Consider the following 14,446-nt stretch of genomic DNA (forward strand, 5'->3'; position numbering starts at 1 on the left):
CGCTCCTTTCCCTCAGGGCTCAATCAACCCGTCATACTCTCCGGCACAAATTGTGCCGGCGCCGGAAATGGCAGCCAGGCTGTCATAGGCAGACCCGTCCTCGCGGGTTACGGCATCCGGCCGGAAGCACGGCATCAGTCCGCCGCCTCCGATACTCCGGAATGAAACCAGTCTCCAGCCCCCTGCGCCTTTCTGCTGTGCCCGCTGCACCAGCTCGGCAGCGTTGTCCGTTCCCAGCAGCAGCGGCAAAAACTGCACCTCCTCCGGCAGAACTCTCAGTGCTGCCGCGCGTGTCAGCACGAATACCGGCCTTCCGGTGACCGGGTCGCGCAGTGTATTGCCGCTGTCTACCAGCAGATAGACCTCCTGTACTTTTCCGCCGCAGCGTAAGCGGATGGTTTCCCCATGCGGCCGGTTTTCGCGCGCCTGGTTGCGGAAGATCACTCCGCTCAGGCCATATGCCAACGCCGCCGAAACCAGCAACGCCTTGCGCGAGACCGGTGCATATAACGCACCACCCGCCGAGAGTACCGTTCCGCTCACCTGCTCCAGCGCTGTCACACAACCGCCGAATACAAATGCCACGAGCATCACAAGCAGTGTCTGACGCAGCAGCTGGCGGGCACCGCGCGCGGAAAACGCAATGCCTGCCATTGCCGCGCAGCTCAGCAGCCGCACCGGCAGCGCAGCCAGCACCGGAACAAGCACACTCCCGGAGGCATATGCCGCGCCGAAACCGGACGCGAGACACAGCCGCCACACCGGGCACGGGCGCCCGCCGATGGCAGAGGCCGCCCGCAAAATACAGTAATCCATACAGAAATTGAGCACGAGCAGGACATCCAGATAGATTACACGCATGGTGTCCACCTCCTGCGTGTGCTTTATTGTATCACCAGCCGGAGGCTGATTCTGCCGAAACGGCACTCCGCGCAAACATTTTTTCCAATCACACCCGAACAGCAAAAGCAAGCAGCCGACCGGCTGCCTGCTCCTGTTTTATCCGAACCGCTTGAGCGATATCATAATGCGGCCTTTTTGCTCTCACCCAGAATGCCGTCCACCTCGCCGCGCCCCATGCCGCGCAGCGTAATGCGGTCGTGCACCGTGACCTCGCGATCAGGGCGCAGGCATTCCATCTGATTGAGGAACACCCGTCCGGCGCGCACAGCATCCGCTGCTTTTGCGCGCGGCAAGCGGAACATCGCTGCCGTCACCGCGTCCAGCCGCATCGACGCGACCGTATCGCGGATATAGCTGACCTTCTCTTCAGGAACCATCAGAGCGGCGAGTGAAATCTCGCTGACCTCCAGACGTTTGCGCCCTGCCCTGCCGTAATGCATGAGCAGATACGGCGCAAGCTCACGCGTCACGACAACATCCGCGCCGTGGTCACCGACCAGAATATCACCGATACCGTCGCGCCGCACGCCCAATCCCATCAGGGAGCCGAGATAATCCCGGTGTGTCAGTACATCGCTCTTATGCCGCAGGCAGCGGATGCCCGCCAGCGGGCAGTCCTCGCCTTCCTGTGGAATTTCCTCCATCCAATCGGGCAGAAAAGCGAGCACCGTGCGCTCCGCGCCGTCATAGCCACCCCAGAAGATTCCGCGCTCCCCAACTGCCTCCAGCAGGCGCCGCGCCAGCTCTGCTTCATGCAGGTCAAAAAACCTGGTATATGTCGGATAACACCGCTCGCGGCAGATGTCCGCTTTCTCCAGCACGCGCGCCAGAAGCAGACGTTCCTCCTGTGTCTGTGCCAGTTTCTGGATGATATCGCCCTGTTTCGCCATGGTTTTATGCCCCATTTCGTCTTATTTGTCAGTTTCACCTATTGTACTGCTTTCAAATCTGTATTACAATAGATTCGCACCAAAAATGGGAAAGAAAGGGTGATCCTATGGTTCGTGATGATGTATTGCGCACGTTGGAGCAAAACCGCGGGCAGCTTGTGTCCGGCGGTACACTGTCCCGTGAGCTGGGCGTATCGCGCACAGCAATCTGGAAAGCCATTGCAGCGCTGCGTGAGATGGGCTTCCCCATCGAGTCGGTATCCGGAGAGGGCTACCGCCTCGCGGAAACGAGTGACACGCTCTCAGAAGCCGGCATTGTCATGGAGCTGAAAACTGACGTACTGGCGCGCAATCTGTGCGTGCTGTCCACAGTCGATTCTACAAACACATATCTCAAGCAGCGCGCAGCGGAGCTGCCGGACGGCTATGCCGTCATCGCCGACTGCCAGACCGCAGGGCGCGGACGCCGCGGACGTTCGTTCCTGTCCCCCTCCGGCAGCGGTATCTATATCAGTATCCTGCTGCATCCGACGCTGCCGCTCGAACGCATCAACATGATTACGGTCGCCGCGGCCGTAGCGCTGAGTGAAGCGATTGCGGAAACCGCAAACTTCACGCCGGATATCAAATGGGTCAACGATGTGCTGATGCACGGTAAAAAGCTGTGCGGCATTCTGACGGAAGCATCCGTCGAGGCAGAAACCGGACAGCTCTCCTATGCCATTGTCGGCGTCGGCATCAATGTCCGCACGCCGGAAGGCGGGCTGCCGGAGGAGATCCGCGATATCGCCGGCTGTCTGGAGGATTTTGCCCCGCATGCTGTGCGGCGCAATTCGCTCGCCGCATCGTTTTTCAACCACATGGAAGCGTGCTACCGGCTGATTGCATCCGGCGACACAGCGGCACTCATTGACCGTTACCGTTCGTTTATCCATTTTCTCGGCCAGCCGATCACGGTCATCCGGAACGGCGAAAAAACACCGGCGACTGCTGTCGCCATCGATCCCAGCGGCCATCTTGTCATCGAACAGGATGGACAGCGCTCCACCATGCTGGCAGGCGAGATCAGCATCCGCCTGCCCGGGCAGGCACAGTAAGCCTGCATTCCCCCCGCACATTAAAGGAGAACTTACAGCAATGATGAAAGACTGTATTATCGTCGGCAAAGGCCCTGCCGGGCTTTCCGCTGCCCTGTATGTCCGCCGCGCCGGTTTTACTCCGGTGGTAATCGGACGCGATTCCGGCGCGCTCGGTCAGAGCCACCGCATTGAAAACTATTTCGGACTGGAAGCACCGATCAGCGGCGACGAGCTGTTCCGCCGCGGCCTCGCGCAGGTCGAGCGGCTGGGCATTGAAGTCATCAGTGATGAGGTCGTTTCCATCCGGGAAACGGAAGATTTCCGCGTCAGCACCGCCTCCGGCCGCGTCCTGTCGGGTCACAGCGTACTGCTTGCAACCGGCCGGCAGCGCCACGTGCCGGAAATTCCGGGCGTGGAGCAGTTCCTCGGCGCAGGCGTCAGCCAGTGTGCCCAGTGTGACGGCTTCCTGATGCGCAACCGCGCACTCGCGGTCATCGGCAGCGGCGACCATGCGGTCGCAGAGCTGAGCCACCTGCGTCCGCTGACAAACAACCTGCGCCTGTTCACCAACGGCGCGACCATCACAACCGACCGTTTCCCGAAGGATCTGCCGATTGTCACCGAGCCGATTGTGGAATTTTACGGCGAAAACGGCATGCTCGCCGGCATCCGCACGACGGGCGGCGACCATCCGATTGACGGCGCATTCCTCGCGCAGGGCATCGCGGCGGCGGCTGATTTTGCCGCACGCATGGGTGTCATCATGAACGGCGGCAGCATCCAGGTCGACCGCAATTATCAGTCCAATGTACCCGGCCTGTTTGCCGCAGGCGACTGCATCGGCGGCGTGCTCCAGATCGCTAAGGCAGTCTCCGACGGCGCAATTGCCGGTCTGAGCATCTGCGAATACATCAAAAACCTCCCGCAGCAGCCGGAGGCATAATCCACGTACACAGCAAAAGGCTCCCGCCCGATGTCAGACATCGGCGGGAGCCTTTCTTTTATTTGCCATCCGCGAAATGCTGCGGATCTGCGGTTTCCTGATTCGGATAGGTGTCAGAACTAAATTTGTTGCACGATTGGCGCAGCAATCAGATTTCCATAATGACCGGGAGGATCATCGGGCTGCGCTTTGTCTTGCGGTAGAGGAATTCCGACAGGTCGTTTTTGACGTTTGCTTTGATGGTTGTCCAGTCGCGAATCTGCTCATCGATACAGCGATCGAGTGCGCGCTGAGAAATGCGCCGCAGCTCTTCCATGAGATCCTCTGCTTCCTTGACGTAGATAAAGCCGCGGGAGACGATATCCGGACCCGCGATCACAATGCCGCTTTCGCTGTCCAGCGTGACAACGACAACCAGCAGGCCGTCCTCCGACAGATGCTTTCTGTCGCGCAGCACTGCTGTGCCGACATCGCCGATACCGAAGCCGTCGACCAGTACCTTACCGGATGGAACCGGATTGGCAAGGCGTGCGGTCTTCGCGGTAATTTCAACCGGGCGGCCGATATCCGCAATGATAACATGGCGCGGATTGACGCCGGTCTGTACCGCCAGCTCACCGTGGCGGCGCAGCATGCGGTATTCGCCGTGCACCGGGATAAAGTACTTCGGCTTGACCAGGGACAGCATCAGCTTGAGCTCCTCACAGCAGGCGTGACCGGATACGTGGATGATCGCGGAGCGGTCATAGACGACATCCGCGCCCTTTTTGCTCAGCTCGTTAATCATCTTGGTGACCGACTTCTCGTTGCCCGGAATGGCGGAAGCGGAGATAATGATCTTGTCGCCCGCGCCGATTTCCACCTGCTTGTGGCCGGAAAATGCCATGCGGTACAGTGCGCTCATTGCCTCGCCCTGTGAGCCGGTGCACACGACAACGACCTTGCTCTTGGGGTAACGGTTGATGTCCGCAATGTCAATGAGCACATTCTTCGGTGCAGTCAGGTATCCGAGCTCCATCGCAACGCGCGCGATGTTCTCCATGCTGCGGCCGCAGATGGCGACCTTGCGCCCGTGGTGTGCGGCGGCATCGAGCACCTGCTGTACGCGGTAGATATTGGAAGCGAAGGTGGCAATGATAATGCGCTGGTCGCAGCCCTTGAACTGCGCCTCAAACGTCTTTCCGACTTCCAGCTCACTCGGCGTATAGCCCGAGCGCTCGACGTTGGTGGAGTCGCTCATCAGTGCCAGCACGCCTTCCTTGCCCAGCTCGCCGAAGCGCGTCAGGTCGATCATTTCGCCGGAAACCGGCGTCGCGTCGATCTTGAAGTCGCCGGTGTGGATGATCGTGCCGAGCGGCGTCCGGACTGCCAGCGCGACGGAATCCGCAATCGAGTGGTTGGTGTGAATCAGTTCGATGTTGAAGCAGCCCAGCTTGATGTGGTCGCCCGCCTTGACGCAGTTGATCTTGACCTTGCCGAGCATGCGGTGCTCCTCGAACTTGGAATTCAGGATGCCCGCGACAAGGCGCGTGCAGTAAACCGGCACATTCAGCTCCTTGAGCACATACGGCAGCGCGCCGATATGGTCCTCATGGCCATGGGTGATGACAATGCCGCGCACCTTGTTCCTGTGGCGGCGGAGGTAGGTGATATCCGGGATGACGAGGTCAACGCCGAGCATTTCATTATCCGGAAATGCAAGGCCGCAGTCGATAACAAAAATGTCCTGCCCGTACTCTACAACCGTCATGTTCTTGCCGATCTCATTGAGTCCGCCTAACGGGATAATCTTCAGTTTTTCTTTCATAATATGCGTATCACTTTCCTTTGCATGAAGCACAGGCCGGAAGCACACATTGCCTCTGAAGCAGGCACAGCAAACAGGCTCTCCGGCGGGTTGACCGGAAAAGCACTGCTGCACGCTTCCGCCGTGCAGTATTTGTCAAAAAAAATTGGTTTCAAATCTATCCGAACGCCGCAAAAATCCTCAATTCGGCGGCCAAACATCAAAAACTTTATCATAGTATACCACACTTTTGCACAATTGTACACCCACCTGTGCATCTTCCACAGGAAAACAGGCACGAAAAATTTCTGTTTTGCACGACTTTTTTCGACACTTGCATGGTTTTCGCAGTTTGTTTCAGGTTTTTTTGCACAATTCTGCAATCTGTTTTGCTTTTTTCCGCCGCATGCGGTATACTAAGACATATTCTACTAAAGTATAGGAGTTTGCCTGATGAAAATTTCAGATATATTTCAGACCAAAAAAACCGTTTTTTCACTCGAAGTGTTTCCGCCGAAAAAAACGAGCAAGATCGACACAATTTATGACACCATTGAGCGTCTGAGCGACCTCAACCCGGACTTCATCAGCGTCACCTACGGCGCAGGCGGCACGGGCACAGGCAGCCTGACGGCAAAAATCGCCTCCGACCTCAAAAATATCTATCACATCGAGCCGCTCGCCCATCTGACCGCCATCCACACGACGCGCCAGCAGGCAACCGACATCCTCACCGAGCTGCGCGAAAACGGCATTGAAAACGTGCTCGCCCTGCGCGGCGATCTGCACCCGGATCTGCCGATCCCCGGCGACTTCAAATATGCCAGTGACCTGACAAAATTCATCGCGGACTTCGGCGGCTTTGATATCTGCGGCGCCTGCTACCCGGAGGGGCATCCGGAGTCGGAGGATGTGATTTCCGACGTCACCAACACGCGCCCCAAGGTCGATGCGGGAGCAACGCATCTGATCTCCCAGCTGTTCTTTGACAACAACGATTTTTACGCCTTCCAGGATCGCGCAAAGCTGGCAGGCATCAACGTGCCGATTGAAGCGGGCATTATGCCGGTCATCAACAAGGCGCAGATTGAACGCATGGTCTCCACCTGCGGCGCGAGCCTGCCGCGCAAGTTTGCGCACATGGTCTCCCGCTATGAAAATGACCCAGAAGCACTGTTCGACGCAGGTATCGCCTATGCCGTTGACCAGATTATCGACCTGATCGCCAGCGGTGTCGACGGCATCCATCTGTATACCATGAATAATCCGCGTGTCGCGCATCTCATCTATACCCGCATCCGCAAGGTGCTGGAGGCGTCTAATAAGGCATGAACCTGACACTCGACCGCGCAGAAGTGCTGCGCTACATGGGACATGCCGGCGGCGACGCGGACATCGTGGAAACCGCTCAGCGGGCAATGGATCGCATTGTGGAAATCGCTCAGCCGCGCTGGAAATGGATCGTCTGCACACCGGACGCGCTGCCGCTGTCCGGCAATGACATCCGCCGCCATCTGGACGGCTGTGACCGCATGGCGGTGCTGTGCGCCACGCTGGGCGCAGCGGTTGACCGCGAGATCCAGCGCACCGGGCATCGCAGCATGCTGGACGCGCTCGCGCTGGACGCAGCGGCAGGCGATGCCATCGAGAAGGTGTGCGATGCGGCGGAGGACGAAATCCGCATGCAGTTCGGGCAGGACGGCTATTTTGTCACCGGGCGTTTTTCCCCCGGCTACGGCGACCTGCCGATTGATCTCCAGCGCGATTTGCTCGCGCTGTGCGATGCACCGCGCCGCATCGGGCTTTCCGCGACGCCGTCCAATCTTCTGACGCCGGGCAAGTCGGTCACCGCTCTGCTCGGCATTTCCGCGCACCCGGTTTCCGGGCGCGCGCGCGGCTGCGGCACCTGCCGCCTGTACGCAGACTGTCCCTATAGAAAGAGAGGAACCCACTGTGGAGCTTAATTCCCATATCTTATCCGATTTTCTCGTACTGGACGGCGGCATGGGTACTATGCTTATGGAAGCCGGCATGCCTGCCGGCTCGCTGCCTGAGTTGATGAACCTGAATCATCCGGAGGTCATCACGTCAATCCAACGCCAGTACGTCGAGGCCGGCTCGGACATGGTCATCACGTGCACCTTTGGTGCAAACGAAAAGAAAACCGCAGGCTGCGGCCACACCGTAGAGGAAATCATCACCGCCGCCGTTGCCAACGCGCGTGCCTCCGGCGCGAAATATGTCGCGCTGGACATCGGCCCCATCGGTGAGCTGCTTGCCCCGACCGGTACGCTGAACTTCGACGACGCCTATGCGATCTTCGCCCGGCAGGTGCGCTGTGGTGCAGCCTGCGGCGTGGATGCGATTTATATTGAAACCATGACCGACCTGCTGGAAACAAAGGCCGCCGTGCTCGCCGCGCGTGAAATCTGCGATCTGCCGGTGTTCACAACGATGACATTTGAGGCCTCCGGGCGCACCTTCCTCGGCGTGCCGCCGGAGGCAGCTGCGCTGACGCTCCAGGGACTCGGTGTAAGCGCGATCGGCATCAACTGTTCTCTCGGCCCGAAGGAAATTCTTCCGATTGCCGAACGGCTCGCCGCGGTCGCGTCCGTCCCGCTGATTATCAAGCCGAATGCAGGACTGCCCGACGCTGCGTCCGGCACTCTGTCGTACGACATCACACCGGAACAGTTTGCACAGTATGTTCCAAAATATCTTGCCCTCGGCTTCACCATTTTCGGCGGCTGCTGCGGCACCACGCCGGACTATATCCGCCGCATTCGCGCCGTACTGAACGAGGCGGCATTCCATGCGCCGGAGGCAAAGCATCTCTCCGCGCTGTGCTCCGGCACGCGCTATGTCCCGGTAGATGGCGTATGTGTCATCGGTGAGCGCATCAATCCGACCGGCAAAAAGCGCTTTAAGCAGGCGCTCCAGGAACACGACATCGACTATATCGTGGAGCAGGGCATTGAACAGGCGGACGCGGGCGCGCATGTGCTCGATGTCAATGTCGGCCTGCCCGGCATCGACGAGCGCGAGATGATGCTCGAGGTCATCGAAGAGCTGCAAAGCTGTATTGACCTTCCGCTCCAGCTCGATTCCAACAATCCGGAGGTTCTGGAGCCTGCCCTGCGCCGTTATAACGGCACGCCCATGATTAACTCGGTCAACGGCGAGGATGCAAGCCTGAATGCCATCCTGCCGCTTGTCGCAAAATACGGTACAATGGTTGTCGGCCTGACGCTGGATGAAAATGGCATTCCGCCCACGGCAGAAGGCCGCGTTGCCATTGCGCGCAAAATTGTCGCGCGCGCGGCGGAATATGGCATCGGGCCGGAGCGCATTGCCATCGACTGCCTGACGCTGACCGTTTCCGCAGAGCCTGCCGGCGCGATGAACACGCTGTCTGCCCTGCGCACCGTCAAGCAGGAGCTGGGGGTCAAAACCTGCCTCGGCGTGTCCAATATTTCGTTCGGCCTGCCGCAGCGCGTCAAGGTCAATTCGCATTTTCTCGCCATCGCGCTGGAAAACGGTCTTGACTTCCCGATCATCAATCCGAACATCCCGGAGATGATGGAGGCGGTCGATGTGCACAATCTGCTGCACCAGCGCGACCCGGGCAGCGTACACTATATTGAAACCTACAGCGCCCCGCGGAAGTGCCCGCGGCGCCCAAGGCCGCCGCTTCCAATGCGCCCGACGTACAGACCGCCATCCTCAAGGGGCTCGGCGACGACTGCGCCGCCGCAACACGCACGCTGCTGGAAACCAACGACCCTCTCGACGTCGTCGCAAAGTACCTGATTCCTGCGCTCGACACCGTCGGCGACCTGTTTGAACAGAACAAGCTGTTCCTGCCGCAGCTCATCCGCTCCGCCGAATGTGCAAAGGCCGGCTTCGAGGTCGTGCGCCAGCACATGGCACAGCAGGGCGGCGAAACGCCGAAAGCGGACAAGGTTATCCTTGCGACCGTCAAGGGCGATATCCACGACATCGGCAAAAACATCGTCAAGGTCGTCATGGAGAACTACGGTTACCAGATTCTCGACCTCGGCCGCGATGTGCCGCCGGAGACTGTGGTGGACTGTGCGCTGGAGCAGGATGTCCGTCTGGTCGGTCTGAGTGCGCTGATGACCACAACGCTCGGCGCGATGTCGGACACGATTTCGCTGCTGCGCGACCGCGGCTATACCGGTAAAATTATGGTCGGCGGTGCCGTGCTGACCCCCGACTATGCCGCCTCTATCGGCGCGGATTTTTACTGCCGCGATGCAAAAGCATCCGTCGATGCGGCCCGCACCGTGTTCGGCTGACCGCCGTGCCATCCGGCTAAAATTACAAAACAGTTACAGCTCCCCGCACGCTTTGGTTACAATTCCGGGCGCGCAGGGGGCTGTTATTTTTTCGGCAAAATCGCCGGTTTTTTCGCCAAATGTGCCAATTTATTGTGTTTTTTCTTGTGCAAGGTCTCTGAAATTCTCGAAAATCTCCAATTTTGGTTTGACAAATCCGCCTCTGTCCTGTAAGATAGGTTACAGTTCAGTTACATCACCGTAACAAATTGATACCGAGTGTTCACCACATCCCCGATTGAAAAGGAGTTACATATGTTTCAGAAATTAAAGAAATGCATCATGGTTGCCGTCACCGGCATCGTGCTCACGGCCAGCGTCACCGCAGGCGCTCTGGCTGCTAACGTTACCGCAACGACCAGCGTCAATGTGCGCGCAGGTGCGGGCAACGGCTATAAAGTCGTCACCGTCCTCAAGAAGGGACAGGTCGTCGCCAAGACCGGCTCTTCCGGCAACTGGACCAAGGTCACCGCAAACGGCAAGACCGGTTATGTCTACAATAAGTACCTGACCAGCGGCGGCAGCACCACCACCAACGCTTCCAAGAAGCCGAGCGCTTCGACCTCGAGCACCGGCAGCAAAACCTACATGGGCAACTACAAGCTGACGTTCTACGCAGGCGATTCCACCACAGCTTCCGGCAGAACCCGCGCGTCAACCACACCATTGCGGCTGACACCTCCATCCTCCCGATGTACTCCAAGGTTTACATTGAAGGCTGGGGCACCTACACGGTCGAGGATCGCGGCGGCGCCATCAAGGGCAAGCGCATCGACATCTTCGTTGCCAACAACAAAATCGCCAACCAGTACGGCATCAAGTATGCAGATGTATATCTTGTAAAATAATCACAGAAACAGCAAACCGGTTCGGACATGTCCGAGCCGGTTTTTTCATGCGCGAAAAAGCGGCGCGGGAATGCTCCCGCGCCGCGCAGTTTACTCTGTGACAATCGCCAGAAAGACTGCGTTTTTGTCCGAACAGTTCTTTGTGTAATGCGAATCACCGCCGCCGCAGATCCAGGCGTCACCCGGATACACGGTGTGCTCGGCACCGCCGTCCGCAATGACCAGCTCGCCCTCCAGCAGCCAGCAGAACTCCGCATCCGGCATATGCGCATGCTCGCCGATGGTGCATCCCGGCTCCAGCGTCAGCACGGCGCACATCTTAAACTTGCCGAAGGAATCCCCCGGCGCAAGCAGCGTCTTGCGGATGACAGTTCCCTCACCGCCGCGCAGATGCTCGATGATGTCTGTCTTCTGTTCCTTTGCCCGATTCAACATGTTTTCTTCATCCTTTCCTGTCTCTCAGCACGACGACTGTAATGCCGTTGTTGTGCCGGTCAATGTCGCGGTCCCTGCGAAAAGCAGGGCAGATTTGCAGCAGCCTGCGTGTATCTTCCTCAAATATCGTCAGCTTCTCTCCGGGAACGAAAAACCGAATCTGTCCCCGGCGCTGTAGGACCGGCAGCTCCCGGCGCACAGCCACGCGGATCTTTCCGCCATTGCCGGTTGAGCCGAAGCCATGGATGATTTTGAGCACCCATACGCCCTGCCTCCGGGCAAGCCGTACCTCCAGTTGCAGCCGCGCGAGCGCCTGCTGGACGGTTGGCATGCCGTCCTCCAGATTGATCTGACGAATTTGCTGTTCCATGTTGTTCTATGTTCCTTTCATCCTGTACCGTCCTGCGGAATGCACGCCAGAAAGTCCGCAAACAGCGGCCCCATTTCCGCATCGGTATCACGGCACAGACCATCGACCATGCGCTCCGGGTGCCACTGTACCGCCCGCACCGGGAGCGTATCGTGCGCGACCGCCTCAATCACGCCGTCCGCATCGCTGACCGCCGAGACATGCAGCCCCGCACCGAGCGTGCGGATCGCCTGATGATGATAGCTGTTGACCGGCACGGTCTCACCGAGCAGCGGGCGCAGCCAGCCATCCTCTGATGTGATGACGGTATGGATTGTATTTTCATGCACATAGGCGGTGGCGAGGTGCTGAAACAGTGTCCCGCCGAAAAAGACATCGATGACCTGAAGCCCGCGGCAGATGCCGAACACCGGCTTTTTGCGCGCACAGAACTGCCGCAGCAGCTCCCATTCGCGCTCATCGCGCCTCTGGTCTACACTCGCGTCCTTGCCCGTCATATGCCTCCCATAATACGACGGATGGATGTCCCCACCGCCGGACAGCAGCAGCGCATCCGCACGGTCTGCCAGCGTTTCCACGCTGCCAAAGCCGCCGTCCAGCAGCATAATGCCGCCAAAGCGCGCGAGTGAACGCGCATACAGCTCACTCTGCGCGACCTGTCGGCTCCGCCTGCCGGAGATTGTACCGGATGATACCAGTATAACAGTATTTGCCGTATTTTTCACCTCCTGCATCATAAATATTTCAAAGATGCGGAAGGCAACACTGTTCCCGATGCAACAGCGCTGCCTTACTCTATCCATAAGCATGCCATGGATTGTCCGCGAGCACGCGCGAATCCGGTTGGCAGTGTAAAATTTTTCCAGGAGGTGGGAAAGATGGAACGGTTTCATCTGCTGGCGCTCGCCGGGGCGGTCGCCGTCTTCCTGTTTGGTATGGAGCTGCTGTGCACAGGGCTGGGCGCGCTGTCGCGCGACCGCCTGCGGCATTGCCTCATGCAGGCAGCGCCCTCGGTTTGGCACGCCACGGCTCTCGGCGCAGCGGTCACCGCACTGGTGCAGAGTTCTTCCGCCGTGACGGTTGTCCTCGTCGGGCTCGCCGCGGGTGGGGCGCTGACGCCGGAGCAGGCCGCCGGCCTGATTGCGGGTGCCAACATCGGCACCTGTACCACCGCATTTTTCATCCACATCGGGCTGCATGCCGGATGGATGGGCGTATTCCACGGCATCGAGCCGCTGCTTGCGCTCGCTGTGCTGCTCCCCGTCCTGCTGCGCAGGCATTGTCCTCCGATTCTGTCCATCGGCGCAGGACTGGCTGCACTCCTGACCGGCATGGCGCACATGCAGGATGCGCTCGCACCGCTCTCCGATTCCCCGCTGTTTGCGCGTCTGCTCGCGCAGTGCGCTTCCCCGCTGTCGGGGCTTCTCGCGGGCACAATCATCACAGCCATCCTGCAAAGCTCGTCCGCCTGTATCGCGCTGCTGCAAACCATCTCCTCCTCCGGCATGCTCTCGCTCGGCAGCGTTGTGCCGGTCATTCTGGGACAGAACATCGGCACCTGCGTCACCGCTCTGCTCGCCAGCCTGCGCGCCGGACGCGCCGCCCGACAGACCGCCCTGCTGCACCTGCTGTTCAATGTCATCGGCGCAGCAGCCGTATTCCCTCTGCTGCTCATCATCCGGCAGATATGCCCTGCATGGCTGAGCATCCCCGCCGACAGCGCGGCAATTGCATGGGTACATCTCGCGTGCAACCTCGCCGCCGCAGGCATCTTCCTGCCGCTGCGTCGCGTCATCCTCGCGCACATGACACAAAACAGCCCCCGCAAACGCGAGAGGCTGCCTGATCGCCCGATGTTCAATTTGCGTCAACAATCCATGCATTCGGAATGTGTCGCCCCTTGTCCGGCGTAACCGCCGAAGAACGCGTGATGTTGCGCCCGCGGTAATACATGACAGCGGACGAACCGCCGTCCAGATTGCACGCCTGATACGCGCCGTACTGATACAGAATATCGGTCAGATCGCCCAGTGTAATGCCGATGGAATATCCCGGCTGCCGCCCGTCGATCACGGTCAGCAGCATCTGACCGTCCTTCGTCTGCCCGATGACCGAGCGCGGCTGCAAGCCCCAGCCGGAAGAACCGCTGATGAGTTGTTTCCCGTTGACGATCAGTGCCGGACTGAACTGCATGGCATCACGCGTGCCGCGTGGCAACGTACTGGAAATATTCAACCGATTGCCGCTGTCCATGCCGATGACCTTCATCTTTGTATCCAGCGTGTCAATCACCGTGCGCCCGCCGGAAACAACCATGCCAAACACATCGCCGCCGTTGCCTGTACCTTCCGGGTCAGAAAACCGCTCGCATTGATGCCGAGCACGGCATTGGTGCTGCGACAGATCTGCTTCAGATAGCTGCCCGAGCTGCCCAGCGTATCCGACACAGCAAGCCGTACCTGCCCGGGATTTTTGACAATCGCCATGCGGCCGGAATAGCCGTCGCCCTTCAGTCCGACAATCACAATGCCGTTGCGCGTATCAATGGCACACACCGGGTCGCCATATATTGTCTGAATCCCGGTCTCCTCTTCATCATAATCCGCCTGGTCGATCATCAGATAGCCGTCTTCATCCAGCACATCGCTCTTCTTATGTGCTGCCATATATGCCCAGAACGACTTCTGGTCAATTTCCGCATATGCCTCAGAGAACTGCTCGCKGATATCATCCCAGGTATCGACCGCTTCTTCGCCCGTGTCATCGAATGAGGTGTCCGTTCCGGTGTCCCAGCTGCTGTTATACTCTTCCTGCCGGAGTTCAATCGTCATGCG

15 protein-coding genes and 2 pseudogenes are annotated in these 14,446 nt (G+C 59.1%); 9 read left to right on the forward strand and 8 right to left on the reverse strand.

Annotation, left to right across the window (positions count from 1 at the left end; all coding sequences use genetic code 11):
* Positions 1 to 12 precede the first annotated feature (12 nt).
* Together CBW42_RS10810 and CBW42_RS10815 are read right to left on the reverse strand one after the other, a co-directional pair.
* Complete coding sequence (locus CBW42_RS10810) at positions 13 to 861, reverse strand: sigma-E processing peptidase SpoIIGA (RefSeq protein ID WP_087021237.1); 849 nt, start codon at positions 859 to 861, stop codon at positions 13 to 15.
* A 161-nt stretch (positions 862 to 1,022) separates the two neighbouring features.
* The gene (locus CBW42_RS10815; protein WP_087021240.1) at positions 1,023 to 1,793 is read right to left on the reverse strand and encodes a YlmH family RNA-binding protein; all 771 of its coding nucleotides are present in this window, start codon (positions 1,791 to 1,793) and stop codon (positions 1,023 to 1,025) included.
* 107 nt (positions 1,794 to 1,900) lie between these two features.
* Between CBW42_RS10815 and CBW42_RS10820 the strand changes: the two genes are divergently transcribed.
* A complete protein-coding gene (locus CBW42_RS10820) occupies positions 1,901 to 2,890 on the forward strand; it encodes a biotin--[acetyl-CoA-carboxylase] ligase (protein ID WP_087021243.1) in 990 nt (329 codons plus the stop codon).
* Positions 2,891 to 2,930: 40 nt separating this feature from the next.
* Positions 2,931 to 3,815 (forward strand): NAD(P)/FAD-dependent oxidoreductase, encoded by an 885-nt coding sequence (locus CBW42_RS10825; protein WP_165761146.1) that lies wholly within the window; start codon positions 2,931 to 2,933, stop codon positions 3,813 to 3,815.
* 148 nt (positions 3,816 to 3,963) lie between these two features.
* On the opposite strand, the gene CBW42_RS10830 is transcribed toward CBW42_RS10825, so the two are convergent.
* Complete coding sequence (locus CBW42_RS10830) at positions 3,964 to 5,622, reverse strand: ribonuclease J (protein WP_087021249.1); 1,659 nt, start codon at positions 5,620 to 5,622, stop codon at positions 3,964 to 3,966.
* Positions 5,623 to 6,054: 432 nt separating this feature from the next.
* Between CBW42_RS10830 and metF the strand changes: the two genes are divergently transcribed.
* From metF to CBW42_RS15405, 6 genes and pseudogenes are all read left to right on the forward strand, one after another.
* A complete protein-coding gene (metF, locus tag CBW42_RS10840) occupies positions 6,055 to 6,933 on the forward strand; it encodes a methylenetetrahydrofolate reductase [NAD(P)H] (protein ID WP_087021255.1) in 879 nt (292 codons plus the stop codon).
* Complete coding sequence (locus tag CBW42_RS10845) at positions 6,930 to 7,565, forward strand: hypothetical protein (RefSeq protein ID WP_087021258.1); 636 nt, start codon at positions 6,930 to 6,932, stop codon at positions 7,563 to 7,565. The genes metF and CBW42_RS10845 overlap by 4 nt, the downstream gene beginning before the upstream one ends.
* Positions 7,555 to 9,411: a homocysteine S-methyltransferase family protein gene (locus tag CBW42_RS10850; RefSeq protein ID WP_330395856.1), complete on the forward strand. Its 1,857-nt coding sequence runs from the start codon at positions 7,555 to 7,557 to the stop codon at positions 9,409 to 9,411. Before CBW42_RS10845 ends, CBW42_RS10850 begins: the two co-directional genes overlap by 11 nt.
* The gene (locus CBW42_RS15255; RefSeq protein ID WP_330395857.1) at positions 9,369 to 9,920 is read left to right on the forward strand and encodes a cobalamin-dependent protein; all 552 of its coding nucleotides are present in this window, start codon (positions 9,369 to 9,371) and stop codon (positions 9,918 to 9,920) included. Before CBW42_RS10850 ends, CBW42_RS15255 begins: the two co-directional genes overlap by 43 nt.
* Before the next feature lie 321 nt (positions 9,921 to 10,241).
* A pseudogene (locus CBW42_RS15400) lies at positions 10,242 to 10,460 on the forward strand (SH3 domain-containing protein); the annotation flags it as partial.
* 191 nt (positions 10,461 to 10,651) lie between these two features.
* Positions 10,652 to 10,807 carry a 3D domain-containing protein gene (locus CBW42_RS15405; protein ID WP_407922965.1) on the forward strand — a complete coding sequence of 52 codons (156 nt, stop codon included), beginning with the start codon at positions 10,652 to 10,654 and terminating at the stop codon, positions 10,805 to 10,807.
* A 90-nt stretch (positions 10,808 to 10,897) separates the two neighbouring features.
* On the opposite strand, the gene CBW42_RS10860 is transcribed toward CBW42_RS15405, so the two are convergent.
* From CBW42_RS10860 to CBW42_RS14485, 3 genes are read right to left on the reverse strand one after another with little or no spacing between them, the layout of a single operon-like run.
* Entirely contained in the window at positions 10,898 to 11,242 is a 345-nt protein-coding gene (locus tag CBW42_RS10860; protein WP_087021264.1) for a cupin domain-containing protein, read from the reverse strand.
* Between the two features lie 7 nt (positions 11,243 to 11,249).
* Positions 11,250 to 11,612, reverse strand: a complete 363-nt coding sequence (locus CBW42_RS10865) for a Smr/MutS family protein (RefSeq protein ID WP_087021266.1) — start codon at positions 11,610 to 11,612, stop codon at positions 11,250 to 11,252.
* A gap of 17 nt (positions 11,613 to 11,629) precedes the next feature.
* Positions 11,630 to 12,337, reverse strand: coding sequence for a gamma-glutamyl-gamma-aminobutyrate hydrolase family protein (locus tag CBW42_RS14485; protein WP_165761147.1), 708 nt, complete (start codon positions 12,335 to 12,337; stop codon positions 11,630 to 11,632).
* Positions 12,338 to 12,490: 153 nt separating this feature from the next.
* On the opposite strand from CBW42_RS14485, the gene CBW42_RS14490 reads away from it, so the two are divergent.
* On the forward strand, positions 12,491 to 13,525 hold the full coding sequence (locus CBW42_RS14490; protein ID WP_165761148.1) for a Na/Pi cotransporter family protein: 1,035 nt from the start codon (positions 12,491 to 12,493) through the stop codon (positions 13,523 to 13,525).
* Here CBW42_RS14490 and CBW42_RS10875 read toward each other — a convergent pair.
* Positions 13,470 to 13,928: a phosphodiester glycosidase family protein gene (locus CBW42_RS10875; protein ID WP_165761149.1), complete on the reverse strand. Its 459-nt coding sequence runs from the start codon at positions 13,926 to 13,928 to the stop codon at positions 13,470 to 13,472. The two genes, CBW42_RS14490 and CBW42_RS10875, sit on opposite strands and share 56 nt — an antisense overlap.
* Positions 13,901 to 14,446: pseudogene (locus tag CBW42_RS14720) on the reverse strand (hypothetical protein); the annotation flags it as partial. The pseudogene CBW42_RS14720 and the gene CBW42_RS10875, both read right to left, overlap by 28 nt.

It is taken from the genome of Butyricicoccus porcorum (assembly GCF_002157465.1).
GTDB lineage: Bacteria > Bacillota > Clostridia > Oscillospirales > Butyricicoccaceae > Butyricicoccus_A > Butyricicoccus_A porcorum.